General features: G+C 56.5%; 14 protein-coding genes and 4 pseudogenes. 14 read left to right on the top strand and 4 right to left on the bottom strand.

Features of this window, described 5'->3' with window-relative positions; translation table 11 throughout:
• Positions 1-683 precede the first annotated feature (683 nt).
• The 3 genes and pseudogenes from AC0V7N_RS39670 to AC0V7N_RS39660 all read left to right on the top strand — a co-directional run.
• Positions 684-957, top strand: a pseudogene (locus AC0V7N_RS39670) (type IV secretory system conjugative DNA transfer family protein); the annotation flags it as partial.
• A 20-nt stretch (positions 958-977) separates the two neighbouring features.
• Positions 978-1,886: a hypothetical protein gene (locus tag AC0V7N_RS39665; protein WP_496628673.1), complete on the top strand. Its 909-nt coding sequence runs from the start codon at positions 978-980 to the stop codon at positions 1,884-1,886.
• A 7-nt stretch (positions 1,887-1,893) separates the two neighbouring features.
• On the top strand, positions 1,894-2,940 hold the full coding sequence (locus tag AC0V7N_RS39660; RefSeq protein WP_496628672.1) for a KpsF/GutQ family sugar-phosphate isomerase: 1,047 nt from the start codon (positions 1,894-1,896) through the stop codon (positions 2,938-2,940).
• A gap of 482 nt (positions 2,941-3,422) precedes the next feature.
• On the opposite strand, the gene AC0V7N_RS39655 is transcribed toward AC0V7N_RS39660, so the two are convergent.
• The gene (locus AC0V7N_RS39655; protein ID WP_496628671.1) at positions 3,423-4,067 is read right to left on the bottom strand and encodes a histidine phosphatase family protein; all 645 of its coding nucleotides are present in this window, start codon (positions 4,065-4,067) and stop codon (positions 3,423-3,425) included.
• A 274-nt stretch (positions 4,068-4,341) separates the two neighbouring features.
• Between AC0V7N_RS39655 and kdsA the strand changes: the two genes are divergently transcribed.
• Together kdsA and AC0V7N_RS39645 are read left to right on the top strand one after the other, a co-directional pair.
• Positions 4,342-5,184 carry a 3-deoxy-8-phosphooctulonate synthase gene (gene kdsA, locus AC0V7N_RS39650; protein ID WP_496628719.1) on the top strand — a complete coding sequence of 281 codons (843 nt, stop codon included), beginning with the start codon at positions 4,342-4,344 and terminating at the stop codon, positions 5,182-5,184.
• Positions 5,185-5,750: 566 nt separating this feature from the next.
• Positions 5,751-6,482 (top strand): SDR family oxidoreductase, encoded by a 732-nt coding sequence (locus AC0V7N_RS39645; protein WP_496628670.1) that lies wholly within the window; start codon positions 5,751-5,753, stop codon positions 6,480-6,482.
• Between the two features lie 177 nt (positions 6,483-6,659).
• Here the strand turns inward: AC0V7N_RS39645 and tnpA are convergent, their stop codons facing one another.
• Positions 6,660-7,049, bottom strand: coding sequence for an IS66-like element accessory protein TnpA (gene tnpA, locus AC0V7N_RS39640; protein ID WP_496628669.1), 390 nt, complete (start codon positions 7,047-7,049; stop codon positions 6,660-6,662).
• Positions 7,050-7,638: 589 nt separating this feature from the next.
• Between tnpA and AC0V7N_RS39635 the strand changes: the two genes are divergently transcribed.
• The 7 genes and pseudogenes from AC0V7N_RS39635 to AC0V7N_RS39605 all read left to right on the top strand — a co-directional run bounded on the left by AC0V7N_RS39635 (position 7,639) and on the right by AC0V7N_RS39605 (position 15,663).
• Positions 7,639-8,457, top strand: coding sequence for an IclR family transcriptional regulator domain-containing protein (locus AC0V7N_RS39635; RefSeq protein WP_496628668.1), 819 nt, complete (start codon positions 7,639-7,641; stop codon positions 8,455-8,457).
• A gap of 539 nt (positions 8,458-8,996) precedes the next feature.
• A complete protein-coding gene (locus tag AC0V7N_RS39630; protein ID WP_496628667.1) occupies positions 8,997-9,740 on the top strand; it encodes a 3-deoxy-manno-octulosonate cytidylyltransferase in 744 nt (247 codons plus the stop codon).
• A gap of 189 nt (positions 9,741-9,929) precedes the next feature.
• Positions 9,930-10,681, top strand: a pseudogene (locus AC0V7N_RS39625) (ISNCY family transposase); the annotation flags it as partial.
• Positions 10,682-10,981: 300 nt separating this feature from the next.
• Positions 10,982-11,680, top strand: a complete 699-nt coding sequence (locus tag AC0V7N_RS39620) for a methyltransferase (RefSeq protein WP_496628666.1) — start codon at positions 10,982-10,984, stop codon at positions 11,678-11,680.
• A gap of 148 nt (positions 11,681-11,828) precedes the next feature.
• On the top strand, positions 11,829-13,172 hold the full coding sequence (locus AC0V7N_RS39615; protein ID WP_496628665.1) for an aspartate aminotransferase family protein: 1,344 nt from the start codon (positions 11,829-11,831) through the stop codon (positions 13,170-13,172).
• Complete coding sequence (locus AC0V7N_RS39610) at positions 13,172-14,020, top strand: TIM barrel protein (RefSeq protein ID WP_496628664.1); 849 nt, start codon at positions 13,172-13,174, stop codon at positions 14,018-14,020. Before AC0V7N_RS39615 ends, AC0V7N_RS39610 begins: the two co-directional genes overlap by 1 nt.
• Positions 14,021-14,225: 205 nt before the next feature.
• Positions 14,226-15,663, top strand: a pseudogene (locus tag AC0V7N_RS39605) (IS701 family transposase).
• A gap of 170 nt (positions 15,664-15,833) precedes the next feature.
• Here AC0V7N_RS39605 and AC0V7N_RS39600 read toward each other — a convergent pair.
• Positions 15,834-16,067 (bottom strand): annotated as a pseudogene (locus AC0V7N_RS39600) (transposase); the annotation flags it as partial.
• A gap of 245 nt (positions 16,068-16,312) precedes the next feature.
• Between AC0V7N_RS39600 and AC0V7N_RS39595 the strand changes: the two are divergent.
• Complete coding sequence (locus AC0V7N_RS39595) at positions 16,313-17,254, top strand: IS110 family RNA-guided transposase (RefSeq protein WP_496628663.1); 942 nt, start codon at positions 16,313-16,315, stop codon at positions 17,252-17,254.
• A gap of 242 nt (positions 17,255-17,496) precedes the next feature.
• On the opposite strand, the gene AC0V7N_RS39590 is transcribed toward AC0V7N_RS39595, so the two are convergent.
• Positions 17,497-18,522 carry an IS110 family RNA-guided transposase gene (locus AC0V7N_RS39590; protein WP_496628662.1) on the bottom strand — a complete coding sequence of 342 codons (1,026 nt, stop codon included), beginning with the start codon at positions 18,520-18,522 and terminating at the stop codon, positions 17,497-17,499.
• 351 nt (positions 18,523-18,873) lie between these two features.
• Between AC0V7N_RS39590 and AC0V7N_RS39585 the strand changes: the two genes are divergently transcribed.
• Entirely contained in the window at positions 18,874-19,272 is a 399-nt protein-coding gene (locus AC0V7N_RS39585; protein WP_496628661.1) for a hypothetical protein, read from the top strand.
• Positions 19,273-19,334 lie beyond the last annotated feature (62 nt).

Below are 19,334 nucleotides of genomic sequence, written 5' to 3'. Positions count from 1 at the left end.
CCGCGCCGTCATGACTTAGGCAACATCGCGACTACCATCCACAATAAGAACTCTTTTTGCCATTTGGCTGCTGATCCCGAGTTGCATGCTGTGCCTAAGTCCGAAGCCTAAATCTACGTCAGCTCCTTTTGACGCGCCTAATCTCAGAACTTGTCATGACGTTATCATCGCCGGCGACTTGCGGTCGTGAAGATTGCGTGAATTTATTGTAAACGTGGGTTAATGCGGCGGGCTCGAGCCGCTATAGGTGGTGTTGCTGTCCGGAAGCTATGCACGACGCGATCGATTATATCCTGTTCGATCGTCGCCCTTCTGGCGCTGACGGCCGCGAAATCGCCGAATCTGGCAAGCCGACTGATACAGACCTCGGCGGAGGTGTGCTTGTAACCGACCTGGGAGAAAGGCGCCGCAATGCGATCCATCTCTTCACCAAGTGCCGTCTGAGAACACTCGGATATTTGAGATAAAGCCTCAACTTTACACTCTCTCCGTCACGGGAATGCCAGGGAAATCCTAAGCCCGAAGGAGAAAGTGATGAGATATTATGTGGCGGCAAAGCTCTCGATCCCCGCGGAATTAACCGCTTCGGGACCGCGCCGCCACATAACCATGACCGACACGTAAGTGCGGATCGCGCTCCAAGGTCTCCTGCACCATCAGCGACAGGCCGGGGAGGCCCTTGGGGATATCGCCGGCGCAACGGCAGTCAGGTCTTCCTTTTCGCGCCAGGTGCGGAGCGGACGAACCGCTACAATCCTCTCGACTTCATTCGCAAGGAACGTAGAAATCGCACGACCGATATCCAGAACACGGCAAGCATTCACGTTCCAGAAAATACCGAATCCGAAAACTCGGTGTGGCAGGTGACCGCTCAACAGGTCATTGGCAGGCGCTATCAGCTATGTGCTGGAAAGCCCGTTTTATAGCGGCCGACGCAATCTCGGTGAGGTCAACTCCGACAGATGCCGGAGAGAAAGATGGTACTGCTTGTTGAAGGCCAACGCCCGATCCTCGGCGACAAGCTGCGCTTTTTCGAGACACAGCCGTTCAAGTCCGCAGGGGCGTTTTCGCAGGCGCACACCCCGGATATACCACCGATCGAATACCTCCCGGTACAGCCGGTTCCGGCTTTGACCGACGATTACAACCGGGCAGGCCAACGCGCCGAAGATGTCGGTGCCCCGACTGCCGGGATGGCTGATTTCGAAAAGAGAATGACATCACCAGTTAATGGCGCTGAGGCGATGCCAACTATCGCTGCGACCGTGATACCGGCGCCGGCAACAAAGGAGTCCGCAGCTCGCACCGTGAATCGCATAGTTAGCCTGCCGAAACCGAAACGCGCTAAAGCGGCGTCGAGTGGCGGATCTGGAAACGAAGCGGAGGCGACACCGGACGTAGCGGCTATCGACGCGCGGATTAAGGTTGCCGAAGAAAGCCTGAAACCTAGCGCTGAACGTCTCAAGGAAACAGTTTCTCAGAAAGTCGAAAAGCTCGTCCAAGCATCGCCCAGGCCGCCGAAGCCCAAAAATAAAGAGCCGCGAATTGCGGATCTCTATTCGTCAACGTATTGGTACCCACTGCCTTGGACAATATTTCCGGTGGACGGCCTTCGTCCAACCCGTGCCGTAATCTCGCTCAAGTCTAGACCAGCGAATCACGATGGACAAAGCCGACCCGCTTCCGGCTCAGCCCCGAGTTCCGGGGGCAGGCTCTCGTGTGGGCCAAAAATAAAAAAGCAACAAATATTCACAACAATAACACACACCGCTGACCCACAGGTGACTATGGTGTTCGTGATCGACGTAAATATTCCAGGTGCCCAGGATCATGAGCGGTCGAAATCAGACGAATACCCCTTACTCAAAGAGAACTTGTGCAGATAGGCCACAAATGCTCGGCAGAGCGCGCGAGGTAATCCGCCGTGAGGCGAAAGCGCTCGAATTAGTGGCGGCCCGCCTCGATGAACAGATTTGTATGTTAGCGGAGCACATACTCTCAACACCCGCTCTGGTCGTCGTTTCGGGAGTCGGCAAATCAGGTCTTGTCGGCAAAAAAATCTCGGCAACGCTTGCCTCGACGGGTACGCGCTCGATTTCACTTGATCCACTTGACGCCCTTCATGGCAGCCTCGGGCGTGTTAGTGCAGGTGACGTATTTCTTGCCCTGTCAAACTCGGGCGAAACCGAAGAACTCAGACAGGTCGTGTGGGCTTTGAAGGAGCAGCCGGTACTCATCGCATTGATAACCGGGCGCCCGAACTCTTCGCTAGCGCGAGTAGCGCATCGCGTGCTCGATATCGGGTCGGTGCAGGAGGTCTGCGCCCTAGGACTTACACCGACCACTAGCACTACTGCAATGATGGCGCTCGGCGATGCCCTAGCGCTTATCATACAGGAGCGCCGCGGATTCACTGAACGCGATTTTGCACGCTTCCATCCAGGCGGAAGTCTTGGCAGAAAACTCGCGCGAGTGAGTGACTTCATGTGGCCGCTAGGAACTATCCCAGTCTTGCGTCCCGGTACACAGCTCGCGGAGGTGCTCGTGACTATATGCGGGGCGGGGCGGGGCGCAGAAGTGGCTGTTGTGCTAGGTGGCGACGAGAAAATCATTGGTGTGATCAACCCGCGAATAATCGCGGGCGATTTAATGCGAGCGCAGCATTTGGAGTTGGAAGCGACTGTGGATCCGTACATCCAGCGGCCCCCGGACGCAATTCAGGACAACGCCAGCCCAAGTGACGCCGTCCAGATATTTCTCCGCGATGGTGGCGATGTCTTGTCTGTCGAGGATACAGTTGGTCGCTTTATCGGCCTTCTATTCCGAAGAGATGTGGAAACGAATAGCGGAATGCGCTGCGGGGGGTCTGTGGGCGAGGTGTGGGAAGAGCCGGGGGGGGAAATTCGGCCTGAACGCTACCCAGTGTATGGCCGAAACTGAGACTCTATCAGGAGGACAAAATGAAAAAGCCTGAAAGCCTTGGTCCTAATCTGAGCCATAGCCGTTTGCGTTCCTGGGTGCTGGTAAGGCCGCAGACTTTGGCTAAGTCCACCCTGGCCGGCAATTGCCGCTGCTCAAATCCGGGTGTTTTCGCGCGCCCTCGAATGGGCGCATTCGTTTTCTGCTCCTTTCCCTCTGAGGGGTTCAACGACCGATGGGCCGCTTCTGGAGAGCTCCTCGTGCTGTGCGCTGGAATGCGGGGCAAGAACCGGCCGCTTTCACCCCTCGGAGTGCGCCCTACCTGCAATTCTCGTAAGCCGTCAGTTCTTACCCTTCGGAGGGGGTTCGTAAGACAGCGCCAAGAATCTGCTACTAGGGTGAGATTTTATGTCGACAAGTTGTCGCTTGCCCGGCTGTCGAGAGTAGGCAGCTACCGCCGGTCGGCTCTCATTTCGCGAGATAATCTTGGCACTTCATTTTGGCTAAGCCGATGGAAGCAGGATCCCCGGAGGCTCATTCCAGGTAACCGGTCGGATGAAGCCATCCCCCATTTCCAATTCGCAGATGTTGCCAGTATCAACTCGGGCCAACTGCGCTACCGAAAAATCTCCGAATCTTCCCATAAGGCGCCGTCCTATACACTTGAGAGGCCCATGAGCAGTGACCACGAGGATGGTTTCGGTGGGTCTGTAGGAGCCCTTGAGATCCATAAGGAAGCTATCGATCGCATCAAAATAAACATTCTGTTCCGTCTTCCAGTTCGATATGGGCCATATACTGCGCCGATACCAGTCGAAGAAATTACGGGCGCCAAAACGACGGACCACTTCAATATTGGAGAGGCCTTCCCAGTCGCCATAATCTATCTCGGCGAGTCTCGAGTCGGGGACGGGAGGCCGCCTTGCACCAGAGGTCGCCAAAGCGATCTCTGCATAAGCGCTTGTTCTTCGCAAAGGACTGCAAAAAGCAGTGGATGGTATGCGCCTTGCGCCCCGCAGTGCCGTCCCGAGTCGTCGGGCCTGACGTTCCCCTTCCAAGACGAGGGAAGGATCGGCTTGGCCACCCGTCCATATTGCTTCCGCGCCGGCTGAAAAAGTATTTCCGTGTCTAGAGAAAATAATCTTCATAGTTCAGAGAATTCCGTTGAGGGCCTCATTTATCTTTATCGTTTTTTCCTTCTATTGCACGTTAAATTCTCTTTCACATTTCGTTTAAACTTATGAAGAAGGGGAGGCATGACTATATACAGGGAGCACTGTGCCCCCGCTAATGCTTCTGGTCCGAAAAGTGAGCGGCGGCTCCCTTCTGCCGATCAGATGTGACGTTACGAAGCAGGAGAGCGTCAAAAGAATGTTGGCGAAGGGACGTGAAGTTCTCGACCGTTCGCCCTTTGGAGGATATTTGATGGAGACCAATTCGGTGGTCGTCGTCGGCAACGGTGCCGGCCAGGTGGTATTTTCGCAGAAGAATCGGTTCACGCTAATCGCCGGCCCTTGCCAGATGGAGAGCCGCGAACATGCGTTTATGATGGCCGGCAAGCTTGCTGAGCTCTGCAGGTCGTTCGGCCTCGGCCTTGTTTACAAATCGTCCTTCGACAAGGCGAACCGTACTTCGCTGTCCGGCAAGCGCGGCGTCGGCCTTCCAAAGGCGATGGAGATTTTTGCCAGTCTCAAAAAGGAATACGGCTTTCCGGTGCTGACGGACATCCACACCGAAGAGCAGTGTCCCGTAGTGGCTGCGACAGTCGATATTCTACAGATTCCCGCCTTCCTGTCGCGCCAGACGGACCTGCTCGTGGCGGCTGCTAAAACGCGACGCACGATCAACGTGAAAAAGGGGCAGTTCCTAGCACCTTGGGATATGAAGAACGTGCTCGCCAAGCTTACCATGAACGGCAACCCGAACGTGCTTCTGTGTGAGCGCGGCGCATCCTTCGGTTACAACACGCTCGTCTCGGATATGCGCTCCTTGCCGATCATGGCGGCGCTCGGCGCGCCGGTGGTATTCGACGCTACCCATTCGGTGCAGCAGCCGGGTGGGCAGGGCAGTTCGTCTGGGGGCCAGCGGGAATTTGTCGAGACTCTTGCGCGAGCGGCCGTTGCAGTCGGTGTTGCCGGCGTCTTCATCGAGACGCATCAGGATCCTGATAACGCACCTTCTGACGGATCGAACATGGTGCCGCTTAGGGATATGCCGCAGTTGCTGGAGAGATTGCTCTCTTTTGACGCCATTGCCAAGCAGTAAGGGACGGGTTCTTGAGGCCTTTGAGATTGAGAACGGACAACGGACCATGACGGTCGCTATGCACAAGGAGGCCGCAGTGGCGGTGGAGTGGACGAACAGGGTTGAGGGAGGACGTGTCAGGCGACGTTTGCCCTCGGGGGGTCTGAATTGACAAGACTTGGGAGCGTCTTGACGCAGAGATAGTCATCGTCGATGGGAGAGCAAAAGATCGTGGCGAAAGCACGAAACGGCACTGCAGGCTGCGAAGCGCTTCTGGCAGGCCAAATATCGAAAATAATCGTGGTTCACAACCTCGCTCTGCGGCGGGATCTCCCTTCCCACGTGAGGGGATCGGGCCGCCCCACATCCGGACAACTCTTAACGCCAACAGAGTTCGCGACTGCCCTCACAGGTAGCATCGAATGATTGTGGCAATATGCGCAATATTTTCGAGACTGTCTTTGCCAAATTTCGATCAGCTTTATGTCGCTTGATATAACTACCGCTGGTTATCAAGTATTTCGGAATTTGGTTGAGACCGTCCTCGCTTTTCCAAGGTAGACTTTGGATAAAACAGGAGAACGTATATGAGCGAAGCGACTCTGGCAGGACGGGTAGCGATTGTAACGGGTGGGCAAGGCGGGATCGGCCGCGCAATTGTAGCGCGACTCCTTAGAGATGGCGCGCGCGTAGCAGTCTTCGATCTTTCGGGGAACGAACAAGCGAGTCGCGATTCAGTGCTTAGGATTCACTGCGACGTCACCGTGCAAGCTAACGTCGAAACGGCGCTGGCGTCGGTTCGTGAAGCTCTCGGACCAGTTCAAATCTTGGTGAACAATGCCGGCCTTCTCGGCCCTGTAGCGCGTGTACTCGAAATCACGACCGAGACATGGCGGCGCGTTACTGACGTGAACCTGACAGGCACATTTGTCTGCTGTAAGGCTGTCGCAAGCGACATGGTTCAAGCTGGCTATGGCCGAATCATTAACATAGCCTCGGTTCAAGGAAAGGAGGGGATGGAGCTTGCGGGAGCATATGCTGCCTCCAAGGCAGGGGTCATCGCTCTGACCAAGACTCTTGGCAAGGAGCTCGCCACAAGCGGGGTCTTGGTGAACTGTATCACACCAACTGCAGTTGACGGCGGCATGATTGATGAGATTGAGGACCAGCGCCGCACTTATATTCTCGATCGCATTCCAATGAAGCGTTTCTGCTCCGTCGACGAAGTTGCGGCCATGGTCGCTTGGCTCGCAAGTGACGAGTGCACATTTTCCACGGGAGGTGTTTTCGATCTTTCGGGCGGAAGATCGAGCTATTGAGTTTTGCGACCTTCACCTTGATCAGCCCTCCCTGCCGCCCGCGGAAACAGAACAAATGACCGCTGTGCGGATCGCGCTTCAATGTCTCCTGCACCATCAGCGACAGGCCGGGGAAGCCCTTGCGCATATCCGTATAGCCAGTGGCGAGCCACACCTTCACACCGCTCGAGATCGAGATCATCGCCGCTCCAGCACATCCAGGATCCGGCCGAGCGCCTCGCTATCGATATCACTCTCGACCCGCAGGCGGCGGGCGCCGCCAAGCTCGATCGTCACCATGCTGCTCTTCTTGCGCGATCGGGATATCGGTGATTGCGTCGCCTCGACGACCTCCACGGGAACAAGATGCGGCACGGACGGCGCGGAGATCTGGCAGAGTTCCTTGCGCCACCGGAAAAGCTGGCTCACATGAATGCCAGCCGATCGCGCGATCTCGGAAACACTGGCCCCAGGCTCAAATGTCGCGGCGACCAGCCGCTCCTTCTCCTCGGTATTTCTTCGTCTAGGGCGAAGCCATCCAGCCGAGCTTTGTCCGGTTTGTCGCATCCGCGACGAGGTGCTGTTCAATCCGGCTTCCTCCTCACCCAGGACAGCTAGAATAATAACAGAAAAATTCTTCCTGGGCTCTTTTGATTAAAGTGGCACGCTTTTTGAATCTCCTTCCTCGCCAGCCCCAGAAGCTACCTGCGGTACGGATGTTGTGGGGACCGCATGATGAAGAGGGAGGAACTAACATGTCAGTTTTGCGCCAGATAGCGTTTTCTGGAAGAGGTACTAGAGGTCCGCTACACTGCAGATCACCCCAACTTTGCTGCACCCCGTACGGGCTCGCTTGGTCAAAACCGTCAACATGAAGGAAGAGTTTTGCTCTGGCCCAGGTGACCAATTTGTCGGTTCTGAATGAGCATCTCGGCAAGGTTCGCGTGAAAAGCGTGAAGCCGCTGCCGACCCGGCTGAGGCAGGATTCTGCCACGACCCGAGAGGATGTAGCAGAGCGCATACCGGTGGGGCATACTAGCGCAACCAGCTATTCATTCTCAAAGCTGAAGCCGGTGCTCACAACGGCCGCAAGGACATTTTCAATTACCGAAGCCACCGGAACGGGGGCGGAGCGGGGAGGCAAACTCAAAAGTTGCTCGGAAAGGAGACAATCAAGTTGACTGTTGCTGCTGTCTCCCGCTGCCTTGCGTTACTAGAGTTCTTAGCGGGCGAAATTGAGCCTATCGGATTGTCGGAGCTTGCTCATCGCCTCAACATGCCGGCCAGCGTGGTTCATCGGCTCATTGCGACGCTGTTGAATCACGGATGGGTCATTCAAGACGCCGAAAGCAAGAACTATGCGCTGTCGCTTCGAATGAGCACATTGGCATTCCGCAATCTCGACTGTCGCAATTTTCTGGACGTTGTGCAGCTTGTTCTGAACAGAGTGGCCACAGAAACGCAAGAATGTTGCCGTCTTGCTGTCCTGGAAAATCGGGATCTGGTCTGGGTGGCGAAGGCACAGGGCGCCATCGCTGGTTTGCGTTACGATCCAGACATGGGACAGGAAATCGCTCTTCACGCAACCGCTAACGGAAAAGCTTGGCTTTCCACATTGCCGGAGGAGGAGGCGCTGGAAATCGTTTACTCCCGTGGTTTTGGCGCAACATGTAGGCTGGGGCCGAACGCGGCTCGGTCTGTCGACGAACTGAGGGTTCGGTTAGACGAAGCGCGACAACGGGGTTTCGCAACGTCTGTCGAAGAAGTTGAAGCCGGCACCGCGGCTATCGCCGTACCGTTCCGATCGAGTTCTGCCGAGGATGCCGCGGTTGTCGGAACAATTTCTGTCGCAGGCCCGCTCATTCGAATTACAACGGATCGTTGGCCAGAACTGGGTGACGCTCTTAACCGAGCTGCTATGGAACTCGCTCAGATTTGGCCGGTCAGGCTCCGGACAAGATCGACCGGATCAATGATGAATAGCACTTCGTCATAACGGAATGTCCGAGCTTGCAAGAAGTCACATCTGAAATCCACTACTCGGACGCATAGCGTTTACCGCTTCAAGTAGATACCCTCGCATCGCACCCCTTTATTGCGTCCGAAGCAGCTTTGCGATCGCGAAGCTCGCTGCCGAGTAGCATTTCACTGCGTTTTAGAAAGCGGATACAGAACGACTATGCAGCTGTCGACTTCAGCCAATACCAGCAACATTGCGGTCCAGAAAAGGAATGTCAAATTGCTGCAAAGAAAACTACACCATTAATTTATCTGATAACCCTAGCGACTGGATTATAACTGCGTTATAATTCAGGGCCTCAGAAGCATTACCCTTGAACAACTTCCTTAATCCTGTGGAGTTTTCTTGCTGATTCACCTGTTCTGTAAAGTATAAACAGGTGGAGAACTGGGTCGCTGCGGAGATCGGAGCGCGGCGCTGTAGCAGAGATACGGATCCGCTTTCCCATTCCTATCATCCGCCTTTGACGCAAGTTGTGCTTTCGAAGATCATGCCAGTGAAGAGAGGCTAGGCTCGTGCATCCCATTATTATAATACCGGCGCGGCTGGGTTCCACCAGACTTCCGGGTAAGGCTCTAAGCGATATCAATGGGCGGCCAATGATCACACACGTTTGGTGCAGAGGTATTGAAGCAAACATTGGCCCAGTTGTCGTAGCTTGCGGAGAACCGGAGATCGCTGAGGTTGTTAAAGACGTCGGGGGGCAAGCAATCTTGACCGACGCTGCTCTTCCCTCAGGCTCAGACCGAGCGTACGCCGCTTTGAGGGAAGTCGATCCTGACGAGAAGCACGATATAGTTGTCGTTCTCCAAGGTGATTTGCCTACTATCGACCCAGCGACCATACGGGCCACGCTGACACCATTGGCTCGCCATCCAGCCTGTGAAATCGCCACACTTGCGACCTTGATTGAGGATCATGTGGAGCTGCATGCACCACAGGTGGTAAAGATCGCATTGGCTCTGGCTTCCGGTGAGTCGATTGGGCGAGCCACGTATTTTAGCCGCGCGATCATCCCATATGGAAACGGACCTCATTATCACCATGTCGGCATGTACACTTACCGACGGCCGGCGCTTGCCAAATACGTTGGCCTGCCGCGCGGCGTGTTGGAGCAACGAGAGAATCTGGAACAACTGAGGGCAATCGAAAATGGAATGCGGATAGACGCCGCCGTAATCCAAACCGAACCCCTCGGCGTCGATACCCCCGCAGATCTGGAAAAAGCGAGAGCGCTCCTCTCTATTGAAAGGGCGTAGGCTGTGCTAATCGCCGCCTGACTCTTCTAAAGTATTTAGATGGGGTTCTCTGATCGCGGGCTAATTGCAAGCTCCCTGTCGACGTATTGTTGTTCCTGCCGGTTCTGTGGTTCTCTTCGCGGTTAACACAAGGTCGCCGCAGGTTAGTGCTCAGGACGTCGGTGCCTCAAATGTATTGTACGTATACGACGAAGAACGACGAAGGCCGTCGGACGGCAGGGCCTACCTGCCGAAGCGGTCTTGCGTTGCGCGCTTCTCAAGCAATACCGCCAGTTGACCTACCAGGAGCTGGCATTCCATCTTGAGGGTTCAGCTTCATTTCGAGCCTTTGCGCGGCTGCCGTGGTCTTGGAGCCCACAGAAGTCGGTGCTGCAAAAGACCATCAGCGCGATCCGGCCCGAGACCTGGGAGCAGATCAATCGGGTGCTGCTGTCGAATGCCCGGCAGGCGAAACTGGAAGATGGCGGTGTCGTGCGGCTGGACAGCACTGTAACCTCAGCACTCATGCACGAACCGAGCGACAGCAGCCTATTGTGGGATGCTGCGCGGGTCATGGTGCGCCTGTTGAAGCAGCTGATGCCTTGGCCGGCGCCGCCGGCTTGGAATGGCACGATCACTGCCGCGTGGCCAAGAAGCGCGCCCGCAAAATCCAATTCACGCGCGGTCGACCAAACCGGGTCCAACTCTACCGCGAGCTGATCGCAATCACCCGCGCGACCTTGGCCTATCTGAAGCAGGCGATCGAGCGATTGGCCGTGGCAAGCACTCCGCTCATCGCGAGGCGGGCAATCCGCGCGACAGCGATCGATTGCTGCCGATGCTGGAACGCCACATCGCCATCTATGGTCACGCGCCGCGGCAGGCGGCGGCCGACGGCGGCTTTGCCAGTCGCGACAATCTGGCCACTGCGAAGACCCTGGGGCGTTCGCGACATGGCATTTCTATTGGAATTGTAGTCCACCGGCCAAAGCCGGCCTCGCGGCGTGCGCGTGATCGCGCCCACAACGCCTTTCCGCTCGATAACCGGCCCTCGATCCTGTCCTTGAGGCTTAAAAGCGTTCCCGTCGAGGACCAGTGATTGTAAACACGCCAGAATACGTGCGCTTGTGGACGGAAACTAGACTGGACAAGACCCGGTGGTGTTTTTTCACATCGCTGCAAAGAAATTACATGAACAATTCACACTGCAAATCGCACGCATCGATTATAGTCATCCTAGATGGCGGACAGGAGGATCTCATATGAATACGGATAGGATATCATACGTAAGGAAGCGTCTGAAAGAAAGTCAGTTATCCGCGTTTCCTAAATATGCCCACTGCCTTGGACTTGATTTGGAGGTCCACAAAGATGTATTTTGGGACGACAACGACAACGTTACTGGTCGCTGGGTAACAGAAAATGTACCGCCTGTGGCAGGCAAAAGGATCCTTGAGATCGGATGCGGATGCGGTCTTACTGCTTTGTTTTTGGCAAAGAATGGCGCTTCGCACGTACTTGCGACTGATATTAATCCACACGCTATCGCCAACACAATCGCAAATGCAAACCGAAACGGTATTACTAATATAACCGGCCTCCAAAGCGATCTCTATAATAACGTTGATCAAACGTCACATTTTGACCATGTTATATTCCATTTACCAGCAACTCGCGTTCCAGACGACTTTGAATTCTCCAGTATTATCGAGCACAGCAGCTTCGATCCGGGCGGCTCTGTACTTAACAGGTTCCTTCGCGAGTCGCAAGATTATCTGACGCCCAATGGAACGATGATACTTGGGTACAACGTATCTCGAAGCGAATCCAAGATAACAGATACGTTAGAAAGCTTAGACCTTCCGCACAAGCTAATAGCTAAGAAAAAGATTACATCTGATGGCATGATCAATCTCCACTTATATGAGGTTTGGCCGTTTCCGGTGAACCATATCGGATAGTTTATCATGTCTAGTTCGATAAATCGAAGGCAAGCAGACTATAAAATGTCGTTCAGGCGTCGCCAGGCGAATGTGAGAGATCGGTAGACAACGCAAAATGGAATGGGTGTTCCAGTTTTGCTTCGCTCGCAAACTCGGAGGAAAACTTATGACCAGCGTATTCCATAGGCTTCCGGCCCGCACTATGCCAGTGGCAGTGGCCGGTGATGGGATGTACATAATTGACAAGGATGGGAATCGATATCTCGACGGCTATGCTGGGGGCGCCTGCGTCTCGTGCCTTGGCCACAGTCATCCGGCGGTGATAAAGGCCGTGCAGAGCCAGATCAGCAGCTTAGCATATTTTCATGCCGCCATGTTCACATCCGAGCCCCTTGAAGAGCTTGCTGCTATTCTCGCGACCAACGCGCCTGAGGGCCTAACCAAGGTTTTCTTTGTCAACGGCGGCTCAGAGGCGGTCGAAACAGCACTGTTGATGGCCCGTCAATACTTCGTTGAAAGCGATCAACCCGAACGGCGAAAGGTAATCGCTCGGCGCAGCAGCTATCACGGCGCAAGCATAACAACGCTGGGGGTAGGCTATCAGATCGCGCGCCGCGCGCCGTTCCAAGACATTCTTCCAAACGTATTTCACATCGCGCCTTGCTACGAGTATCGCGGCCGGTTGGTGTCGGAGACAGCCGAACAATATGGTTTACGCGTAGCTGACGAGCTGGAGCAGACTATTCTCGGGCTTGGCCCGGAGACCGTCATGGCCTTCGTCGCCGAGACTGTCACGGGAACGACAGCTGGCGCGGTTCCGCCGGTAACAGGATACTTTCGGCGAATCCGAGAGATATGCAACAAATACGGCGTTCTTCTTGTGTTGGACGAAGTGTTTTGCGGGTTGGGGCGGACAGGCACACTGCATGCTTGCCAGCAGGACGGTATAGCACCTGACCTTCTCGCCGTCGCCAAGGGTATCGCTGCCGGCTATCAGCCGATTGGTGCGACTTTAGTGCATCAGAAAATCTATGACGCTATTGTGTCGGGTTCCGGTACCTTCAAAGGCGGGTACACCTATTCTGGCCATGCTACCGCCTGCGCCGCTGCAATTGCTGTTCAAAAGGTCCTGCGCGCGGACGGGTTCCTAGAGACTGTGGAAGTGAAGGGCAAGCTGCTTGCATCTGCCCTGAAAGACCGTTTCGAGCAACATCCGAATGTTGGCGATATTAGAGGCCGAGGGATGTTGATGACGCTCGAACTGGTGCAGGACCGCGAGACAAAAGCGCCCTTTCCGGCCGAACGTAGCCCAAGTCCGCTGATCTATCGAGAGGCCCTGGCAAGGGGGCTGATCACGCATGCGCTCGGAGGAACTGTCGACGGGGTTAACGGCGATCACATCGTCGTTTGTCCCCCGCTCATTGCGGGTGACGATGACCTCCAGACAATAGTCGGACTGTTGGGTGAATCAGTTGACGCTTCGCTCTCAGAATTGGCTGGTGGCAGGTGATGGGGGCTGGTCGCCGGATGATCGCTAACAAGGTTCCCCTCACTCTTGCGCATTTGACGGTGCAAGAGGTGCAACCGGCAGACGCGATCGCTATAGCGGCTGAGACAGGGTTCCAATACGCCAGTATACGGTTGCATTCGCCGCGACCCGGGGCAGCAAATTTATCGGCCCGGGAACTTGATGAGGCGGTCCAGAAAGCGCTACTCGTATCGAGGGAAAGCGGTGTACTCGTGTTAAGTATCGAAGCCCTGGTCCTTGCGCCCGACACCGATATTGTCACCTACACGCCTATACTAGGGGCTGCAGCTAAGCTTGGCGCCCGGTGCGTTCTTGTCGTTGCCTTTGATAATGTTCATTCACGAATGCTAGATAACTTTGGTGCTCTGAGTATCAGCGCGAGTCGGCTTGGCCTCGGTCTCGAAATTGAATTCATGGTCTTTTCGGGAATCAAGGACTTGCAAGATGCCGTTCAGGTCCTTACCGAGGCAGGTTCTCCTAACGACAAGATCGTCGTCGACGTCCTCCATTTGTTGCGATCAGGTGGTGGCCCTGAAGATCTGCTGCGTGTACCAGCTGCAATGATTTCGCAAATCCAACTCAGCGATGGCCCCAGGCATGCTGGCCCTGAATGTCTTGTAAAGGAAGCACGGTTCGACCGCATGTTTATCGGAGAAGGAGAATTCCCGTTAACTGAGATCATGAGCAGGCGTCCGCCTGCAGTTCCACTTGCCCTTGAGATCCCAGCCGAGCGGTTACGACTTCAAGGAATATCGGCTCAAGAGAGAGCGTTGCGCGCGCGGAGGTCATTTGAAACGTTCGTTGAGCGCTTGTCTTCGGATGGCGCTTAGAACAAATCAGTGAACTTAATTGCGAATGGTCGGCGCCAAGCGCTTGCAGCGGCATTCAGAGGGCATAAAATCGTCGTTATTGACCTTTTCGCCCAGGCAGGCGACGCCCTAGTCTTACTGAGTCAGAAAGTCGCGGCTGAGGGGGGATTCGCGCTGGTCGCGGATTTGTTAGGGTGCTGCTTCGTGATCAGGGAAGCGCCCCGCCATGCCCGACTGGACAGCCGAGAGTGAAGCAGCATTCGACGCCTATGTCGATGCTTTGATCGAGGTGATCGGCCACGCCGACCGAGCTGAGCCGCTGAAGGATTATTGCCTCGGACTTCTGATGCCGAAGGAGCGCAAGAGCTTGACGGCCGTCACGGCACCGTCGCGGGTGGCGGCCAAGCATCAGTCTCTGCTGCATTTCGTGGGACAGGCGCCGTGGTCGGACGCGGCCTTCTTGGCGCGGGTTCGCGACTGGGTTCTTCCACCGATCGAGCAGCGTGGACCGATCCGGGCGTGGATCGTCGACGACACGGGCTTTCCCAAGAAGGGCAAGCACTCGGTGGGCGTAGCGCGCCAGTATTGCGGCCAGTTGGGCAAGCAGGACAACTGTCAGATTGCGGTTAGCCTATCGATCGCAAATGACGCAGCCTCGCTTCCGATCGCCTACGAATTGTATCTCCCGCACAGCTGGGCGGAGGATCCGGAACAACGCAAGAAGGCCAAGATTCCGGCGGAGATCACGTTCCGGACCAAGCCGCAGATCGCGCTCGAGCAGATCAGGACGGCCAAGGCCGGGGGCGTCGCGCCCGGCGTGGTTCTGGCCGACGCCAGATATGGCGCCGACGGCGGTTTCCGCGCGGGCCTGTGCGAGCTCGGTCTGACCTATGTTGTCGGCGTTCAGCCCACACTCAGCGTCTGGCGCCCAGGCGAGAGCCCGCTGCCGCCCAAGCCTTGGAGCGGAAGAGGCCGGCCGCCGTCTCGAGTCGGCCGAACCGACAATCACAAGCCGATCTCGGCCAAGCCAAGGCCCTGGCCGAGGAGTTCGACGCCGAGACTTGGCGCACGATCGCCTGGCGTGAAGGAACCAACACCGAGCTCAATTCCCGTTTCGCCGCCGTGCGCTTGCGGCCGGCATCCAGGGACTACAATCGGCCCGAGGCTCACGCCCAAGAGTGGCTCCTGATCGAGTGGCCTGAAGGCGAGGTCGAGCCGAGCAAGTATTGGCTCTCCACCTTGCCGGCCGATGCTACGATCACCCAGTTGGTCGACGCCGCCAAGCTGCGTTGGCGGATCGAGCGAGACTATCAGGAACTCAAGCAGGAGCTGGGACTGGGCCACTACGAAGGCCGAGGGTGGCGGGGCTTCCATCATCACGCCAGTCTCTGCATCGCCGCCTATGGATTCCTGATCTCCCTGAGGGAGACGATTCCCCCTCAACTCCAACTCGCGCCAAAGGTTGCCAAGCACCTGGCCTTTCCGACGGCTATCGACTCCGCGGATCCTCCGATCCGGCCCGAACGGCACGTCCCGACCTCGATCCCAACCCTCAGGTGACGCCTGACTGTGGCCCTGGCCAACCGTCGGCAACGATGTCCGTGCTGCATAAGAGCAATGGACAGTCCGCGTCAGGCTCGCAACTTATGACGCAGTGGTACTAGCCGCCTTGATGACGGCGATGAGCTTTTGGCGGCCTGAAGCGGCGATCTGGCCGCCGTTGCCGTGCTTTTTGGCAAGCCTGGTCATGCGCCGGCGGTGATCCGTCGTGATGGAAGGCGGGGTTTGCAGGTTGCGGTCGGCGGGTTCGGTTCGGGGCGTCTGCGCCCTGTGGCTATGTCGCGAGCCGCGGGATGCGGTCGAGGACGATGCGCAGAATACGCTGGTCGGGGCAGGATGTCGGCAGGTGCAGGCGGATCTGGGTTTTCATCTCGACCACCCGCGCGGCGATCTTGATGAGGCGCAATCGCAGCGTGTCGAATTGGGCGACGGCAAAGCTCGAGCGTTTCGGCATCGCAGCGCGCAGGCCCCACATCAGGCAATAGGCGCTGGCATGCAGGAACAGTCGAGTAGCGGAGAGGAATCTCAAGGGACTGATGGGGTTGTCTTGTCTTATGACTTTCCAAGCCGTTTGGTCCAGTAAGAGATGCCCGATCCGGGGTGGCCACTCCGGATCGGGCGGGAGGGGATGGATCGAAGTTGTCTAGGTCGTTGAGGACCGTCGATTAGTGTGATCACCCCTTTCTTTTCCATCAGGCCTGAACGGAAACCGGGGCTTTGAGCCCGGATGACAAGAATAGGATAGCGGAAAAGATGAGTTACACCCTACCACAAACCATCGGCATCGATATCTCAAAAGCAACACTCGATGCTCATGCCTATCCTGCAGGCAGCAACCAGCAATTTGCCAATACTGCCCGTGGCCATAAAGCCTTAATTGCATGGCTGGGACAATGGTCAGTCGAGCGCGTGGCATATGAGGCGACTGGTGCTTACCACCGGGAACTCGAGCAAGCTCTGGCTGATCTGCCTTGCGTCAAGCTCAATCCCGCTCGTGCGCGTCGCTTTGCCCAAGCAGCTGGAACCCTGGCCAAGACCGACCGGATCGATGCAGTGATGCTGGCCCGCATGGCTAGCACAATGCAGCCACCCGTGCGCCCGGCTATAAACCCCGAACAGGCAAGGTTGGCCGAACTGATCAGCGCCCGCGATGGCCTGATGCGCGACAGAACCGCGCTTAAAAACCAGGAGAAGAACCTGACGATTCCGCTTCTAAAGCGTCAGCACAAGCAACGCCTCAATCAGATCGATCAGCATATAACCGCTCTCGATGCCGAGCTCGCAACACGCATTGCGGCTGATCCCCAGCTTGCCCGTCGGCATGAAATTATCTCCAGCATAGCTGGCCTCGGCCCACGCACTGCCAACCAGTTGGTCGCCACTATGCCAGAGCTCGGATCACTTGATAACAAACAGGCCGCATCCTTGGCAGGACTCGCTCCCGTCGCCCGCCAATCAGGACAGTGGAAAGGCAGAAGCTTCATCCAGGGTGGAAGGGCCAACGTTAGACGCGCACTCTACATGCCCGCTCTCGTCGCTGCCCGCTTTAACCCCGACCTCAGGGAAAAATATCAGCACCTCATTGCATCGGGAAAGCCCGCCAAAGTCGCCATCGTCGCGGTTATGCGCAAGCTTCTCGTCACCGCCAATGCGCTCGTCAAAGCCGATCGCATGTGGGTCGAAAAACATGCTTGATCACAACGGAAACTAATCGCGGCTTGGGCGTCAAGGGTCTATCGCGTTGATACGGCGCTGCCGGGTGCATGGTTGTCTTCGCGGTCGACATCGGCCGCCGCATGATGGAGCTTCACGGGACGAGCCTTCAATGTGGACGACGCACTCTGCTGCGACAGCGGTGCAACCCCATCAGCGGAATGGCTCGGCTCACGTCCCGGCAGGGACGCCTCAGGCGCTCAGATTCTGAACGCTATCTGGATTTACGCTGTGGCTCCTGCACTCGGATTGAAGAGCTCGCCAGTCTTGAGCATCGTGTGCATGATCACCGCCAATTTGCGCGCCACGGCCACGGCGGCTCGTTTGAAGCCGATCCTCTCCCGGAGCTTGAGACCCCATGTACGTAAGCTGCTTTCGGTCGAACAGCGTGTCAGGATGACCGCTGCGGCTTCGTAGAGAAGCCCCCGCAGATGTCGATCCCCGCGCCGAGATATATGGCCGTCATAATCGACTTCTCCCGATTGGTATCGGCGGGTTGTCAGGCCGATCCAAGCGGCGACAGAGCGGGACTTCTTGAAGTTGTTTGGATCCTCAATGGCGGTGACGAAAGAGGTCGCGGTGATCACGCCGATGCCGGGGATCGACATGAGGGTGCGGCAGGCTTGGCTTTGACGAGCATTCACAACCAGTTGGCGCCCGAGCTCGGCGGCGCGAATGCGAATGCTGCGCCAGACCTCCAACATTGGTAACACGATAGGAGCAAGCTCGTTCTGATCGATAAGAAGGCTCCGGACATTCTTTTCGAATGTAGTTCCCTTACCGGCAGGGACGAGCAGGCCGAACGTTTTCATGATCCCGCGAATCTGGTTGGAAAGCTCGATGGTGATCCGGACCAGTCGGGTGCGTGCTGCCACGAGCGTGCGGGTCAACATACTGTCGAAGCCTTTCACGCGCACCTCGCGAAAGAACCCTGCTTCAGCAAGATGCGCCAAACCATCGGCATCATTCGCATCCGTCTTGTTCGCCGCCATATCGAGAGCGGCTTTGGCATGGCGCGCATCGATGCAGATGGCCGGCAATCCCTCTGCGCGCAACGCGTGGTAGAACCACACCGACAGCGGACCGGTTTCGAACACGACGCGCTTTGCGGCCGGCGCCCGCTTGCGGACAAGCTCGGCAATGATGTTGGGATCAGATGCGCACTTTCCGCGCCAGATCCGTTCGCCTCCACGGCGGATCGACACCGCCGTCTCTTTCATCGACACGTCGAGACCGATATATTCTGTCATGGCTGTTCTCCGTTGATGTTGGGCCCGGCGTCCAGTCGTGAGCCCGTATTTCATCTTATCGGGGAACAGCCACCCTTCAGGAACATGATTTGGCTCTCAGGGCCGCCGCTCCGGCGTCCACCCCATCAGTCCCGGCTGTTCCGCGAGCGCGGCCCGCTCATCCGCCCTATCGGCAACGTTGCGCGCTCATGTGATAGGCAATGTGGTCTCGATCGTCCTCGGGAGAGTGGGCTTGTGCCGCTTTCTCCACTTGCATTTCGTTGGTTTAAAGAGGTGAGACGGCGACGTGCTGCTCTCGACCTAAGCGTTCGTTTCGAAGGCTGGATAGCCTTGCCAATACAGGAGACCACGATGAATGAGCGACTACACGATACCGCCAACCGCCTAATCACCAAAAAGCTCGATCCCAGCGCGGATCCGGTAAATCTATGCGGCCTGAATTCAACCACAGACGCGTATGATATCCAGGCATATGCCCAGTCTTTGTTGGGCGTAAATGTGGTGGGCTGGAAGGCGAGTCTGTTAGCCGATTCCTCCGTACTATCCGCCCCCATTTTTGATTGTGATCTTTTCTTCTCGGGCGAGACACTGCCAATTCAACGAATGAAAGATGGCGTGGAGTGCGAGCTGGCTTTCGTGATCGACACTGCGCTCGGGCCGCGACCAGTAAGTGGCTATACGAGAGCAGATGTTATACCTTGTATTGGTGGTGTCATGGCTGCTTTCGAATTGCTAGAGCATTTTCCGTGAACGCCGAGTCAGATTTGGGATTCACGCGGTGGCGGAAGTCTGTTTCATTTTCCCTGTGATTC

The sequence above is a fragment of the Mesorhizobium kamtschaticum genome, from assembly GCF_056174585.1.
Note: the sequence above shows the minus strand (reverse complement) of the source record. Positions and strands in the feature narration are given on the sequence as shown.

Coding starts and splice junctions, on each gene's coding strand:
- AC0V7N_RS39665 (WP_496628673.1), top strand. CDS start 978: ATGGTACTGCTTGTTGAAGGCCAACGCCCGATCCTCGGCGACAAGCTG.
- AC0V7N_RS39660 (WP_496628672.1), top strand. CDS start 1,894: ATGCTCGGCAGAGCGCGCGAGGTAATCCGCCGTGAGGCGAAAGCGCTC.
- AC0V7N_RS39655 (WP_496628671.1), bottom strand. CDS start 4,067: ATGAAGATTATTTTCTCTAGACACGGAAATACTTTTTCAGCCGGCGCG.
- AC0V7N_RS39645 (WP_496628670.1), top strand. CDS start 5,751: ATGAGCGAAGCGACTCTGGCAGGACGGGTAGCGATTGTAACGGGTGGG.
- AC0V7N_RS39620 (WP_496628666.1), top strand. CDS start 10,982: ATGAATACGGATAGGATATCATACGTAAGGAAGCGTCTGAAAGAAAGT.
- AC0V7N_RS39615 (WP_496628665.1), top strand. CDS start 11,829: ATGACCAGCGTATTCCATAGGCTTCCGGCCCGCACTATGCCAGTGGCA.
- AC0V7N_RS39610 (WP_496628664.1), top strand. CDS start 13,172: ATGGGGGCTGGTCGCCGGATGATCGCTAACAAGGTTCCCCTCACTCTT.
- AC0V7N_RS39595 (WP_496628663.1), top strand. CDS start 16,313: ATGAGTTACACCCTACCACAAACCATCGGCATCGATATCTCAAAAGCA.
- AC0V7N_RS39590 (WP_496628662.1), bottom strand. CDS start 18,522: ATGACAGAATATATCGGTCTCGACGTGTCGATGAAAGAGACGGCGGTG.
- AC0V7N_RS39585 (WP_496628661.1), top strand. CDS start 18,874: ATGAATGAGCGACTACACGATACCGCCAACCGCCTAATCACCAAAAAG.